Genomic DNA, 13,467 nt, shown 5'->3' on the forward strand with positions numbered 1-13,467 from the left:
GACGAGCGCTCCGCGCGAGTCCCAAGAGGCTTAGTTGGCTAGAGCATATCCCTCAAGCACCGAACTTATTGTATTTTCGGTCTTTAGAGCTGGTGGCCCAGCTTGTATTCACCCTTCTTCCAGTCAGGCATGGATTCCTCACCCTCATCTGAGCGGGTGTAAGAGAAGCCGTCTGCGCCGATGGTTTGTTCCAGTTCAGAATCATCGGTGCGTTCTACCAGGGGCACCAGGTTGCCGTCCAAGTCGAGGACGCGGGAGGCATCGGTGTACCAGGAGGGCACGACCGGGGTGCCCCACCAGTCACGGCGCTGGTTATCGTGGACGTCCCAGGTCACGCGGGGGTTGTCGGGGTCACCGGTGTAGTAGTCCTGGGTGTAAATCTCAACGCGGTGACCGTCCGGGTCGCGCAGGTAGAGGTAGTAGGCGTTGGAGACACCGTGGCGGCCGGGGCCGCGCTCAATGTGATCGGACAGGCGTAGGGCACCGAGCTTATCGCAGATAGCGATAATGTTGTGCTTCTCGTGGGTTGCGAAGGCCACATGGTGCATGCGGGGGCCGTCACCGCCGGTCATGGCGGTATCGTGCACGGTGGGTTTGCGGCGCATCCAGGCGGCGTAGGCAGTGCCGGCCTGGTCCTGAATGTCTTCGGTGACGCGGAAACCTAGATCTTCCATGTAGGAGATAGCCCGGGGCACGTCCGGGGTGACCTGGTTGAAGTGGTCCAGGCGGACGAGGGCACCGGGGGTGTGCAGTTCGTAACGCCAGGCCAGGCGCTCGACGTGTTCAACATCGTAGAAGAACTCGTAGGGGAAGCCCAGGGGGTCAAGGACGCGTACGGAATCGCCCAGGCCTTTGACGAAGCCTTCTTTCTTCCTGCGGACCTCACAGCCGCGGGATTCATAGAACTTTTCGGCCTTATCCAGGTCCTCTGGGGTGCGGACCCGGTAGGAGAAAGCGGCAACAGCCGGGGTTTCTCCCTTGCGCAGGATCAGGTTGTGGTGGATGAACTCTTCTAGAGAGCGCAGGTAGATGGTGTTCTCGTCCTCTTCGGTGACGACAAGGCCCAGGACATCGACGTAGAAGTCGCGGGAGCGTTCCAGGTCGGTGACCACCAGCTCCATGGAGGCGCAGCGGACGATATCGGGGGCGTTCTCATCGGGTGTAATAACGGGGTAATCAACAAAATTGGGTGACATGGTTATGCTTTCTTTTCTTAGGCCCGGTGGCTTGGCATCCTCGCCAGGCTACCGGGCACCGGTGCTAACTGGCTTAGTTGGCTTTACCGAAGACGGGGTTGTGGACCTCGCCCAGGTTGATGTGTACGGCCTGCTGGTCGGTGTAGAAGTCGATGGAGCGGTAGCCACCCTCATGGCCCAGGCCGGAGGCCTTAACACCGCCGAAGGGGGTGCGTAGGTCGCGGACGTTGTTGGAGTTGAGCCAGACCATGCCTGCCTCTACTGCCTGGGAGAAGTTGTGGGCCCGCTGTAGGTTGGAGGTCCAGATGTAGGCGGCCAGGCCATACTTGGTGTTGTTAGCCAGCTCTAGGGCTTCTTCATCAGTGTCGAAGGGGGTGATGGCAACGACGGGGCCGAAGATTTCTTCTTGGAAGATGCGGGCATCGGGGGCTACGTCGGCAAAGACGGTAGGCTCCACAAAGTTGCCTTGATCAAACCCTTCGGGGCGGGAGCCACCGGCGACCAGGCGGCCTTCACTCTTGCCGATCTCGATGTAGGACATGACCTTCTCGTAGTGTTCGGGGTGGACCAGGGCACCGACTTCGGTGGCCGGATCTGAGGGTAGGCCTACTTTGACGCGCTTGGCCTGGGCGGCGTAGCGTTCCACGAACTCATGGTAGATACTGCGCTGGACCAGGATGCGGGAGCCTGCGGTGCAGCGCTCGCCGTTGAGGGAGAAAACCCCGAAGATGGTGGCGTTAATGGCGGTCTCTAGGTCAGCGTCCTCAAAGACAACGGCCGGTGACTTACCGCCCAGCTCCATAGACAGGCCCTTGAGGTAGGGGGCGGCATTGGCGAAGATGATCTGGCCGGTCTTGGATTCGCCGGTGAATGAGATCAGGGGAACGTCCGGGTGTTTAACCAGGGCGTCTCCGGCGCTTTCACCGAAGCCGTTGACCAGGTTGAAGACACCTGCCGGCAGGCCGGCTTCCTCAAAGATTCCTGCCCAGAGGGAGGCTGAGAGGGGGGTAAATTCGGCGGGTTTGAGGACCACGCAGTTACCGGTGGCCAGGGCGGGGGCTAGCTTCCAGGATTCCAGCATGAAGGGGGTGTTCCAGGGGGTGATCAGGCCGGCGACACCGATGGGCTTGCGGTTGACGTAGTTGATCTGGCGGCCCGGCACTTTGAAGGAGTCGTCGGTTTGGGCCACGATCAGGTCGGCGAAGAAACGGAAGTTCTCGGCGGCACGGCGAGCCTGGCCCTTGGCCTGGGTGATGGGTAGGCCGGAGTCGAAGGACTCCATCTGGGCTAGGGTTTCTTCACGGGATTCCACAATGTCAGCGATTTTCATGAGCACCCGGGCGCGCTCGCGTGGCAGCATGGTGGGCCAGGGGCCGCTGGTGAAGGCTTGGCGGGCGGCAGCTACGGCGGCCTCGATGTCCTCTTTCTTACCGCTGGCGGCCTGGATATAGGGCTGGTTGGTCACGGGGTTGAGTACGTCGAAGGTTTCGCCGTCTAGGGAGTCAACGAACTGACCGTTGATGTAGTGCTGGATTCGGTCGGGTAGACCTGCGGGGAGGGTGGTGTTGGGTGTGCTCACGGGCTAACTCCTTGGTGGTGTTGAATCTGAAGAATGAAAAATTTTTAGTGGGTGCTCTTGAGGTAGCTGGAGAGGGTCGCTTGACGGTGCTGGCGGGCAACGGCCTCAATCTCTTGTTCCTTGGCCCCGGATTCGATGAGGCTCAGCATGCGATTGTGCTCGCTGACAGACTCCTGGGCTCTAGCGGGTACAAAAGAGAAGGTTGATTCTCTCAGATGGCTGAGGCGGTCCCACTCAATGGCAACTAGCTCGAGGAGCCTGTCGTTGGGGCAGGCTGAGCAAAGGATCTGGTGGAAGCGGTAGTTGAGTTCGGTAAAGGCTTTGGGGTCAAAGTCTTCAAGGAGGGCCTCCATCTGGGTGTTCAGTTCCCGTGCCTGTTCGAGTTTCTGGGCACTCAGGTGGGGTGCTGAGTGGGCTGTAGCCCGCCCCTCTAAGAGGCCCAGCACCTGCATACTGTGGGTGTAGGCGGACTGGTCAACCATGGCAACCCGGGCACCTACGTTCCGCTCGAAGGTGGCTAGGCCTTCGGCTTCAAGGCGGCGGATAGCTTCACGCACCGGGACCACTGACATCTCTAATTCAGCGGCCAGACTCGAGAGGGTGAGCCTGTGGCCCGGGGCGAACTCTTGGCCGACTATTTTCTCTCGGATCCATTGGTAGGCGCTCTCCGCTTTGGACAGCCTAGCTCTTCTCTGGTGGCTCACAGGGCTATTCGCTTCCCTGCTGGGACTGGACGAAGGCCTGGTAGGCTTCCTTCCACTGTCCGGTGGGCGGGAAGAGCCCATCCACGGGGTTGCCTTGGGCTACGCGCTGGGCTACCCAGGCGTCTTCTTCTTCCTTAGCCTGGGCGGCGGCGGCTACCTCATCGACCAGATCTAGGGGGATCACGATAACCCCGTCATCATCACCTACGATGACGTCTCCCGGTAAGACGGTGGCGTTTCCGCAGGCTATGGCAACATCTGATTCCCAAGGGACGTGGCGGCGGCCCAGGACAGCCGGGTGGGGGCCCTGGCTAAAGACGGGCAGGCCGATCCTTTGGACTTCTGCGTAGTCGCGTACACCGCCGTCTGTCACAACACCGGCAGCTCCCCGGTGCTGGGCCCGCAGGGCTAGGATGTCGCCCAGGGTGCCTGACTGGGAGCTTCCCCGTGCCTCAATGACGATGACTTCCCCGGCTTGGACACTGTCAAAACAGCGTTTCTGAGCGTTGTAGCCGCCACCGTGGCTCTTGAAGAGGTCCTCACGGTTAGGGACAAAGCGCAGGGTTTTGGCGGTACCTACCAGCTTGGTTCCGGGGGTCTGGGGGTAGACCCCTTCAATCACAACGTTGTTGAGGCCGCGGGCTCGGAGCTGGGCCGAGAGGCCAGCGGTGGGTAGCTCCTGGAGCAGGGCGCGGGTTTCCTGGCTGAGGGCCGGCTTCTCTGGTAGGCCTGCTTCCTGGCGGGAGCCCCAGGCTTCTTCAACCTGGGTTTCGGTGGTGGCAGGCAGGTTGCCCAGATCCGGGTCAAAGTTCCCCTCCCCTTCGATAACGCGGGTGGAGAGCTTGCCGCTGGTGGGGGAACCGGGGGCAGTGGGGGCATCTACCTCCACCTCGACTAGGTCGCCGGGAACCAGCACCGAGGAACCTGCCGGGGTGCCGGTGAGAATAATGTCGCCGGGCTCTAGGGTCATATGCTGGGATAGGTCTGCCACGAACTGGGCCAGGGGGAAGATTAGGTCTTGGTCGGTGGTTCCGCTTTCCTGGCGGAGTTGGCCGTTGACCCAGGTGCGCACACGTAGCTGGTCAGGTTGGACGGTAGAAGCATCAATGTAGTTAGGCCCTACCGGTGTGTAACCGTCACGGCCTTTGGAGCGCACGTTGGAGCCCTTATCGGCGGCCCGGTAGTCGTAGATTCCTAGGTCGTTAGCTGCGGTGATATGGGAGATGTGGTCCCAGGCCTGGCTCTGGCTGACCCAGCGGGCTTCCTTTCCTACAATCAGGGCGATTTCGCCCTCGAAAGCCAGTAAGTCGGTGCCTTGGGGGCGGGCTACTTCACCTGATCCGGTCAGGGAGCTGGTGGGTTTGAAGAAGTAGGAGGGGGTGGAGGGCCGGCGGCCTCGCTGGGCGGCTCGGGATTCGTAGGCCAGGTGCACAGCGATGATCTTGCCGGGGGCTGCGGGTAGGGGTGTGGGCTGATCTGCCATAGAGTCTCCTCCTCGAGCTCTGGTATTTCACCGAAAATCGTATATTATTTTCACACATTAGCAAGTAATCAGCGTCACAACAAGGGGGAGGGTAGCTAGCCTTCAAGCAGGCAAGCTAGTCCCCTCCACACAACAAAGCAAAAGCCTCGGCGCTTCTGTGCTTGAAAGGAAAAATGATGAAGGAGCCATACCTCATCGGAGTCTATGCAGCCGATGCCGGAATCAAAGGAGAATTATCCTACATCCTGAGGAAAGTCAGCGGGCGCCAAGGTTGCGCCCTCTGCGACATCACCCACGGCTACAATCCCCTGGGCAAGAAAGAGTGGAAAGAAGCCTGCCAGACCCTACCACTGCCCCTGAGAACCCTGCACCTCAACCAAGGCACCCCCCAGCTCAAAACCCTGATACCAGATGAGCAGGCACCCGCTATCGCCTACATCTGCGGGGAAGAGTCCCGTATTTTAGTTACCTCCCAGGAACTCCAGGGCTGCAACAAGAACCCCCAGGCCCTCCTTGAACTCATCAAAAAGAAACTTTCTGGCCTACACCCCACGGAATAGGCCCTTAGAAAGGCCCTGTAAAAGTTTAGTCACCAGAGCCTAGAAGGCTGTTCCTGGATCAGGGTAGGCCAGCACAGCCAGTAAGGGCAGCCCCCTCGGGCCTGGGCCAGCACTCCCTCAGCAAAAAGAGCACCTATCCCTTGTTGCCCGGTCTGGTATCGTATATGATTCAAATTAGTTACCGACATCACACCCCTGGGGGCTTGGGTCTTCCAACACACCCAAACTAAGGCGTACAAGGACGTACCCCAACACACCGTAAGGAGCAGTATGCACTTCCACCACAACGGTTATATTTCCCGCGATCCGCGCATCCAAGAAGCTGCTGGCTACGGCATCGACCGCCCCAGCGACCTGCCAGAAACAATGGATGTGCTCATCGTCGGCTCAGGCCCTGCCGGCATGATCGCCGCAGCCCAACTCTCCCAATTCCCCACCGTCAATACCCGCATCATCGAACGCCGTGAAGGCCGCCTAGAACTCGGGCAAGCCGACGGCATCCAGGCCCGCTCGGTCGAAACCTTCCAGGCCTTCCGTTTTGCCGAAGAGGTCATCCGGGAGGCCTACCACATCACCGAAATGAGCTTCTGGAAGCCGGACCCCCAAAACCCCCAAAACATTATTCGCGGTGCCCGCCCCGTCGATGACCCCCACGACATCAGCGAATTCCCCCACCTAATCGTTAATCAGGCCAGGGTGCTGGACTACTTCGCAGAATACGCCCGCAACTCCCCCGGCAGAATCACCCCCGACTACGGCATTGAATTTCTGGGGCTGAGCACCGACGAAAGCCAGGAATACCCCCTAGAAGTCCGCCTGTGCCACAGCGCTGGCCCCCAGCAGGGGCAGGAGTTTAGCGTGCGCACCAAATACATCATCGGCTGCGATGGAGCCCGCTCAGCTGTGCGCAAGGCCATCGGCCGCAAGCTGACCGGGGACGCCGCCAACCACGCCTGGGGCGTCATGGACGTCATCGTCAATACTGACTTTCCCGATTGGCGCATGAAGTGCGCTATCAGCTCAGCCCAGGGATCTATTCTGCATATCCCCCGAGAGGGTGGGCACCTGGCCCGGGTCTATGTAGACCTTGGCGAAGTGCCAGCAGATGATAACCACGCTGTACGTTCCACCCCCATCGAAGAGATCATTGACCGCGCCAACGCCATCTACCACCCCTATAGCATCGACGTTAAAGAGGTTGCCTGGCACTCGGTCTACGAAGTAGGCCACCGGCTGACAGATCACTTCGATGACCGCAGCACAGAAGAAACCCACCCGCGGGTTTTCATCACCGGCGATGCCTGCCACACCCACTCCGCCAAAGCAGGCCAGGGCATGAACGTCTCCATGCAAGATGGCTTTAACATCGCCTGGAAGCTGGGGCATGTCCTCAGCGGCCGGGCCCCCCAAGCCCTGCTCGAAACCTACTCGGAAGAACGCCAGGAAGTCGCCCAGGACCTGATCAACTTTGACAAAGAGTGGTCAACCCTCATGGCCACCAAACCCGAAGACCTCCCCAGCCCCGAATACCTCGAAGAGTTCTACGTCAAGACAGCCGAGTTCCCGGCCGGCTTTATGACCTGCTATAAGCCCTCTTTACTGACCGGTGGCACCGAGCACCAGCACCTGGCTGAAGGCTTCCCGGTGGGTAAGCGTTTCCGCTCGGCCCGGGTCAATCGGCGGGAGAATTCCTACCCCCGGCACCTGGGCCACGAGGCCACTGCCGACGGTCGCTACCGGCTCTACGTCTTTGCAGATGCAGCCCACCCCGCCGCAGAAGATTCTGCGGTACGAACCCTGAGCGACTTCCTCGTTTCGGACCCCCAATCACCTTTCGTGAAGTTCCGGGCCCAGGGCCAAGACTTTGACGCGCTCATTGAGCCCCTGGTGATTTACCAACAGGTCCACACCGAGTTTGAGGTCACCGATGTACCAGCAGCCTTCCGCCCGCTAGTTGGCCAGCACCAGGTGGAGTACTGGGAGAACATCTACTGCCGCCTGCCAGAAGAAGATATCTTTGAGCAACGCGCTATTAGCCGCGATGGTGCTGTCATCATCGTGCGCCCCGACCAGTACGTGGCCGCAGTGCTACCCCTCAATGACCTGCAGGGCATCAGCGACTACTTCAACGGAGTCTTCCAGTAAGACTACTCACAGATGGGAGGCCCCCAGTGCCCCAGAACCTTCAGCGGACCCGACCGGGCATAGGAACCACGGCCCTGGTCTTCATGATTATTGCGGCCTCGGCACCACTGACCGTGCTAGCCGGTGGAGTCCCCACCAACTTTGCTGTTGCAGGGATTCTGGGGGTGCCCCTGGGCTATCTAGCCATCGGGCTCATCATCTTGCTCTTCACCGTAGGCTACGTGGCCATGAGCCGCTCTATTTCCAACGCGGGGGCCTTCTACGCCTACATCACCGAAGGGCTGGGTAACCGCCAGGGAATCGCCGCTGCCATCTTGGCGCTGGTCTCCTATAACCTCATGCAGTGCGGCCTCTACGGGCTCTTTGGCTTCTCCCTGGCCGCCTTTCTCAGCACCCTCTTTGGCATCCACATCTCCTGGTGGGTCGCGGCCCTGCTGGGCTGGGTCTGTGTAGGTTTGCTCGGAGTTGCCAGCATTGACCTGTCAGCAAAAATCCTGGGACTATTAGTAGCCCTCGAGTTCCTGGTAGTTATCATCGTCAGCGCCCTCGCCCTCACAGAGCCACCCGAGGGGATCTCTAGCCAGACCATCGAGCCACAGGATTTTTTCACCACCGGCATCGGAGTTCTCTTAGCCTTTAGCATTGCCGCCTTTATGGGCTTTGAATCCGGGGCTATCTATTCAGAAGAGGTCAAAGACCGCAAACGAACTGTTGCTAGAGCAACCTACATTGCAGTGACCCTCATTGCCCTCTTCTACGCTGGCACGGCATGGGCTTTTGCCATGGGAGTAGGGCCAAGCGCCATCATCGCTCAGGCTCAGGAATACGGGCCAGATCTGGTTTTTGTCTGGCTGGCTGAACGCTCACCCGCCCTGGCACACACCGCTAACGCTCTCTTCATCACCAGTCTCTTTGCCGCCCTGCTGGCCTTCCATAATGCTGCTGCCCGCTATTTCTTCTCCCTGGGCAGGTCACGCGTGCTGCCAGGCCTACTAGGGCGGGCGAGCACATCAGGTTCCCCCCTCTACGGGTCAGCTCTACAGACCGTCCTAGCCCTACTGGTCCTGCTGATCTTTGCCGTCCTGGGCCAGAACTCTGAGCACGGGGAGCTCTACCCGGTACTGACCCTCTTTACCTGGTTCACCAACGCGGCAGCCTTTGGGCTGGTCTTTCTACTGACCATCACCTCAGTAGCAGTCATCTGCTGGTTCGCCCGCAATCCAGCCGACCATTCCCTCTGGGTGCGCCTCATAGCCCCCGGAGTCTCAGCGCTGGCCCTTGCGGTAGTTGCCTTCCTCATTCTCTGGAACTTTGACATCATGATCGGCTCCCAAGACGGCTCCCCCCTGGTCTATGTCATGCCAGCAGTCATCATGGGCTCCGGGGTGCTGGGTTTGGCCTGGGGCCACTACCTCAAACACCGCAGGCCCGATGTCTACCAGGCCATCCGCCACCTTGACCATCAGGAATCAACAGACCCCGGTAGCCAGCCCTCATGAGGCTCAGGCTACTGAGGTGCCACAGAAAGAAGGTCCCCACCATGACCACACAAAAAGTAGCAGTAATTGGAGCTGGCTTCGCCGGCCTAGTGACCGCCCGAGAACTTCAAACCCTGGGCTACCAGGTAGAAGTTTTTGAAGCCCGGAACCGCATCGGGGGCAGAGCCTGGACGGAAAACCGCATGGGTCAAGACCTGGAACTAGGTGCCACCTGGGTCCACTGGATGCAACCCCATATTTGGGCTGAGATTACCCGCTACCAGCAGACCATCTACCCCAGCCCCTCAGACTGCGATGCCTACTGGGTCAGCCAAGGGCAGGTCATTTCAGGTACTGAAAGTCAGATGGATGCCCGCCTTGCTAGGCCACAGGCAAAAATCTTTGAAGGTTCTCGTGACTTCTTCCCCAACCCCCAAGACCCCCTGGCCATCCTGAGGCCCGATTCAAAGGCCTCAGAGCAGTTGCAAGAAGCCTTCCTCAAGGCGGATCAAGACAGTGTTCTTGACCCTCTCGAAGAGGGAGATTTCAGCCAGGAAGAGAAGGATCTGTGTAACGCCTACTGGTCTGCTGGTTACATCGGCAACCCCCACCAGGGGTCATCACTGATGGCTAAGCAGTGGGCGGCTCTGAGCGACCACCGTCTCTCCCTTATGGATGAACAGACCCTCCGTTTTAAACTGACCAATGGTATGCAAGGTATCTACCAGGCTATTGCTCAAGACCTCACCTGCCCTATCCATTTAGAGACCCCGGTCAAAAAGGTGGAGCATAGCGACCAGCAGGTGCGCTTAACCCTAGAAGATGGCCGGCTGGTCGAGGCGGATGCCGTCGTAGTTACCGTCCCGCTGGGGGCGCTAGGCAACCTGACTTTTTCACCTGAGCTACCGGGTAAAATTCCTTCTCTAATCCAGCAGAAGTGGAACTCCACCGGTTGCAAGATTTGGATTAAAATCAAGGGCCATCATAAGATTCTGGGCTACGCCCCTAGCCCCGCAAAGATTAATGTCTTCCGCAGCGAGTTCTTTCTGGACGACGGCACCACCATTTGCGTTGGTTTTGGCTCCGATCACAGCCAGGTAGACCTCAACAGCCTTGAGGATGCCCAAGAAATCCTCAACCAGTGGCGCCCCGACCTTGAAGCTATCGACTGCACTGGTCATGACTGGGTCGATGACCCCTGGAGCGGACAAGCCTGGGCCACCTTGAAGAAGGGGCAATTTACCGATGGCTGGCACCATTTCGAACAGGATATGGGCCGCATCTACTTTGCTGGGTCCGACTATGCTCGCGGCTGGCGAGGTGTGGTAGTAGACGGAGCCATTGAAACCGCCTACCGCACCAGCCGTAAGGTAGCCCACGATCTAGGTTCTGCCGCTCAGGAATCCTAGGATCTAGCGCCAGCTGAAAATATGCACTTAGTGCCTTCCACTAGCGACTGGCCCTATCTGCCTCTGACCGGCAGGTAGGGCTAGTTCTTTTTGTTGGCCTCGTCGATACGCTGGGCCAGGCGTTCTTTTTCCTCAGCTTCTCGGCGTTTGGCTTCGGCTTCACGGCGGGCGCGTGCCTCGGCGTAGAGCTTGGCGGAGGAACGGTTAACACCGGTACCTTGGCCCAAGGAGGGGTCATTGGGTTTTTCCACCAAGATAAGGGTGGCGCACATGACCAGGGTGACCACAAAAACAGCACCGCCGATGGTCAGCGCCAAAACGAACTGAGGCCGGTTGGCCGTACCGCCGGTAGCAAAAATAAAGGTGCAGGCAAAGGCAACAGCTGCTAGTACCGCCGCGATAATGAGCGGGCCGGTCACCTGCGCCTTAAACCCTGACCGGGTTGGTTCACTCTTCTGAGCCACAGACTTCTTCCTCCTGAATTGGTAGTCCCACCAGTCTACGGGGTGGCCAAGGGTTTTATGCGCCCCGCCACCGCTAGGGTCACAGGTAGCCCTGCTAGGGCTCCTGGGGTTTGTTTGCCTGAGCGCGCAGAGTAAGCGCCCCGATCAGCACAAAAACACCTGCTAGCAGGGCACCGCCACCGGCGGTTCCCATAATGGCCTTGTCTCCGATCTCTGAGACCACCGGTAGGGCGGCCGCAGACAGAGTGATGATCAGGCCTTCCAGCTGCCAGTCGCGGGCGGCAGGGTTCCACTCTTGAGAGCGCATACCGGCTAGAACTTTAAGAACACCGGTCAGGCCAAGAACCAGGGCCCCTATGAGGGTGAGCCAGAACTCCCCGCGCGGCGCCAGAAGCATCAGAGCGCCACCGGCGGCTTGAACTAAGGCTATTGAAGTAAACCCCTGGGCAGAAACCCTGTCCCCGGCAGGAGCAAGCGCACGCGCCGTCAGGTAGGAGGCTCCCGCATAGCCCAGCAGGTAGAGCGCCAGCATTATAGTAATGACCGTCAGGGTCGGGGCCTGCCAAAAAACGGTAACCAGCCCAAAGACCAGGAAGACCAGGGCCTGAACCAGGGTAGGGCTTGCAAGTGCCCCGGCCAGTAGCCGGTCGGTGGGGTGGAGCTCAGATTTGTTCTTAGGTTCCTCAATCACCCTCTTAGTCTACCGCCCTCCCTCGACCCTGTGGCTTGGAAGATAGCACAGGCTTAGCTACGAAGATATTCCCATCCAGGGGATGAGTAGCTCTCTGGGGCTGAGCAGAAGGGCCGACAGGCCAGGGTAAATCTCTGAAGACATCAACAGGCTCTCTTAGGCTGAAGGGCGCATCAAGATAAAACGCAGGCGCTCTAGAGCAAGAGCAAGGTCCTGGTCCTTAAGGGCACCAAACCCTAAAACTAGCCCTTGCGAGTGCTCTAACCCCAGGGGAGAGCCAGGGGACAGCTCACTTTCCTGGGACCAGTAGTCGCTCAGAGGGGCCAGAACTACCCCCACCTCACGGGCTCGCTCCAAGGCACAGGTCTCAGTGAGCCCTCCCTGCCCCGGCAGGATCAGCATGGCGTGCAAACCACCTTCCATCAGAACCAACTTCACTCCGGGAATCTGCCCTAGAGCCTCACGAACAAGCTCCCGCCTCCGTCGGTAGACCCTACTCATCCGGGCAGTATGGCTTCGCAGCCCGCCCCGGGCCAGAAAATGAGCTAGAGCATCTTGAACCAGGCAGGGCACGGGGTTACCCAGAGTATCCCGAAGATCCAGTAATTCTTGAGCTAGCTGCGGGGGTGCTAGAAGGTAACCCAGCTTAAGACCGGGAGCTAGCAGCTTAGAAAAGGAACCTAGGGTAAGGACTCGACCCTGCTGGCTCTGCCTACCAGAAACTAGTTGGGAAGATAGCAGGGGGGAACGGTCAAGAGCGGCCAGGGTGGGCAGAGGGTCACCTCGGTAGCGCAGTTCAGAATCATAATCGTCCTCCACGAGGAGCACTTGCTGCTCCGCAGACCAGGCAAGTAAATCCAGGCGACGGCTCACCGGCATGGAGGTGCCCAAGGGGTACTGGTGGTTAGGTGCCAGCAAGACTAGATCCGGGCGATCTTTACCGACAGGTAAGCAGTCCGGAATCAGACCGCAGGAATCAACCGGTATAGGGATGATCTGGTGCCCAAAGGTTTGGGGGATTTTACGCAAGTTAGGGTAACCGGGATTTTCCACTGCCACCCTCAAGGGGCGCTTACGCTGCCGAGCACGCAGAGCCGTAAGAAGCAGGCGAAAACCCTCCCTGGCACCAGCGGTGATCAGTAGCTCCTCTGGGTCCCTGTAGGTGGCCCGTATGAGCCTCAGGTGCTCTGCCAACTCTGAGCGTAGGGCTAGCGACCCAGCCGGGGGGTGGCTGCTCAGAGGGGCTGCCACGGCGGTTCGCCAGGCCGCTCGCCAGCTGGCGCTGGCCAGCAGGGAGGTATCGGGTTGACCGGGCCTCAGGTCAAAAAAGTTGCCCTGAGGGGGGCTTGTTTCTGGCTGCTGGACTTGGACGCTAGCTGGCCCTGGGATGAGGTATTCTTGGCCGGCGCCGGAGGGTTGAGCAGGATCTTGGGGCCAGTGAGCCAGTAGTGTGCGTGAGACCCGCGTTCCGCCACGATTACTTGACAGGTACCCCTCACCGGTCAGCTGTTCATAGGCAAAGACCACTGTGCCCCGTGAAACCTCTAACTGGTGGGCTAGCGTCCTGCTAGATGGCAGGTGGTCACCGGCCCTGAGGCGGCCAGAGACAATCAGCGCGCGGATCTGCTCAGCGATCTGGGTGTGTAAGGAGAGCCCTGTGCCCCTGCTCAGGCTAAGGGGGAGGTATTTATCCCCTGAGTATTGAGCCATGTGCCCCCCTTCTGCTCTTCCCTTCTCTAGTGTATCGGCAGATAGGAA

At 59.4% G+C, this 13,467-nt stretch carries 11 protein-coding genes; 4 read left to right on the forward strand and 7 right to left on the reverse strand.

Annotated features, from left to right (window positions below; all coding sequences use genetic code 11):
• Nucleotides 1-83: 83 nt before the first annotated feature.
• The 4 genes from hpaD to ACN08Y_RS03075 all read right to left on the reverse strand — a co-directional run bounded on the left by hpaD (nt 84) and on the right by ACN08Y_RS03075 (nt 4,962).
• Nucleotides 84-1,196, reverse strand: a complete 1,113-nt coding sequence (gene hpaD / locus ACN08Y_RS03060) for a 3,4-dihydroxyphenylacetate 2,3-dioxygenase (protein ID WP_419098878.1) — start codon at nt 1,194-1,196, stop codon at nt 84-86.
• A gap of 73 nt (nt 1,197-1,269) precedes the next feature.
• Nucleotides 1,270-2,775, reverse strand: a complete 1,506-nt coding sequence (hpaE, locus tag ACN08Y_RS03065; protein WP_419098877.1) for a 5-carboxymethyl-2-hydroxymuconate semialdehyde dehydrogenase — start codon at nt 2,773-2,775, stop codon at nt 1,270-1,272.
• Between the two features lie 44 nt (nt 2,776-2,819).
• The gene (locus ACN08Y_RS03070; RefSeq protein WP_419098876.1) at nt 2,820-3,479 is read right to left on the reverse strand and encodes a GntR family transcriptional regulator; all 660 of its coding nucleotides are present in this window, start codon (nt 3,477-3,479) and stop codon (nt 2,820-2,822) included.
• A 4-nt stretch (nt 3,480-3,483) separates the two neighbouring features.
• Nucleotides 3,484-4,962, reverse strand: coding sequence for a fumarylacetoacetate hydrolase family protein (locus ACN08Y_RS03075; protein ID WP_419111034.1), 1,479 nt, complete (start codon nt 4,960-4,962; stop codon nt 3,484-3,486).
• Between the two features lie 176 nt (nt 4,963-5,138).
• Here ACN08Y_RS03075 and ACN08Y_RS03080 point away from each other — a divergent pair, with 176 nt between their 5' ends.
• From ACN08Y_RS03080 to ACN08Y_RS03095, 4 genes are all read left to right on the forward strand, one after another.
• Nucleotides 5,139-5,522, forward strand: a complete 384-nt coding sequence (locus ACN08Y_RS03080; RefSeq protein ID WP_419111795.1) for a hypothetical protein — start codon at nt 5,139-5,141, stop codon at nt 5,520-5,522.
• Nucleotides 5,523-5,792: 270 nt separating this feature from the next.
• Nucleotides 5,793-7,667: an FAD-binding monooxygenase gene (locus ACN08Y_RS03085; RefSeq protein WP_419105396.1), complete on the forward strand. Its 1,875-nt coding sequence runs from the start codon at nt 5,793-5,795 to the stop codon at nt 7,665-7,667.
• 26 nt (nt 7,668-7,693) lie between these two features.
• Nucleotides 7,694-9,166, forward strand: a complete 1,473-nt coding sequence (locus ACN08Y_RS03090) for an APC family permease (protein ID WP_419111796.1) — start codon at nt 7,694-7,696, stop codon at nt 9,164-9,166.
• A 41-nt stretch (nt 9,167-9,207) separates the two neighbouring features.
• Nucleotides 9,208-10,554 (forward strand): flavin monoamine oxidase family protein, encoded by a 1,347-nt coding sequence (locus ACN08Y_RS03095; RefSeq protein WP_419098871.1) that lies wholly within the window; start codon nt 9,208-9,210, stop codon nt 10,552-10,554.
• Nucleotides 10,555-10,634: 80 nt separating this feature from the next.
• Here ACN08Y_RS03095 and ACN08Y_RS03100 read toward each other — a convergent pair whose 3' ends face one another.
• The 3 genes from ACN08Y_RS03100 to ACN08Y_RS03110 all read right to left on the reverse strand — a co-directional run bounded on the left by ACN08Y_RS03100 (nt 10,635) and on the right by ACN08Y_RS03110 (nt 13,419).
• Entirely contained in the window at nt 10,635-11,018 is a 384-nt protein-coding gene (locus ACN08Y_RS03100; RefSeq protein ID WP_419098870.1) for a hypothetical protein, read from the reverse strand.
• Nucleotides 11,019-11,112: 94 nt separating this feature from the next.
• Nucleotides 11,113-11,709, reverse strand: a complete 597-nt coding sequence (locus ACN08Y_RS03105) for a hypothetical protein (RefSeq protein WP_419105395.1) — start codon at nt 11,707-11,709, stop codon at nt 11,113-11,115.
• Nucleotides 11,710-11,865: 156 nt separating this feature from the next.
• Nucleotides 11,866-13,419, reverse strand: coding sequence for a PLP-dependent aminotransferase family protein (locus tag ACN08Y_RS03110; protein WP_419111797.1), 1,554 nt, complete (start codon nt 13,417-13,419; stop codon nt 11,866-11,868).
• Between the last annotated feature and the right edge of the window lie 48 nt (nt 13,420-13,467).

Source organism: Rothia sp. P5764, from assembly GCF_048512965.1.
GTDB lineage: Bacteria > Actinomycetota > Actinomycetes > Actinomycetales > Micrococcaceae > Rothia.

Excerpts from the sequence above, each read along its gene's own strand:
- ACN08Y_RS03080 (WP_419111795.1), top strand. The coding sequence starts at position 5,139 with ATGAAGGAGCCATACCTCATCGGAGTCTATGCAGCCGATGCCGGAATC.
- ACN08Y_RS03075 (WP_419111034.1), bottom strand. The coding sequence starts at position 4,962 with ATGGCAGATCAGCCCACACCCCTACCCGCAGCCCCCGGCAAGATCATC.
- ACN08Y_RS03110 (WP_419111797.1), bottom strand. The coding sequence starts at position 13,419 with ATGGCTCAATACTCAGGGGATAAATACCTCCCCCTTAGCCTGAGCAGG.
- hpaD (WP_419098878.1), bottom strand. The coding sequence starts at position 1,196 with ATGTCACCCAATTTTGTTGATTACCCCGTTATTACACCCGATGAGAAC.
- ACN08Y_RS03085 (WP_419105396.1), top strand. The coding sequence starts at position 5,793 with ATGCACTTCCACCACAACGGTTATATTTCCCGCGATCCGCGCATCCAA.
- ACN08Y_RS03095 (WP_419098871.1), top strand. The coding sequence starts at position 9,208 with ATGACCACACAAAAAGTAGCAGTAATTGGAGCTGGCTTCGCCGGCCTA.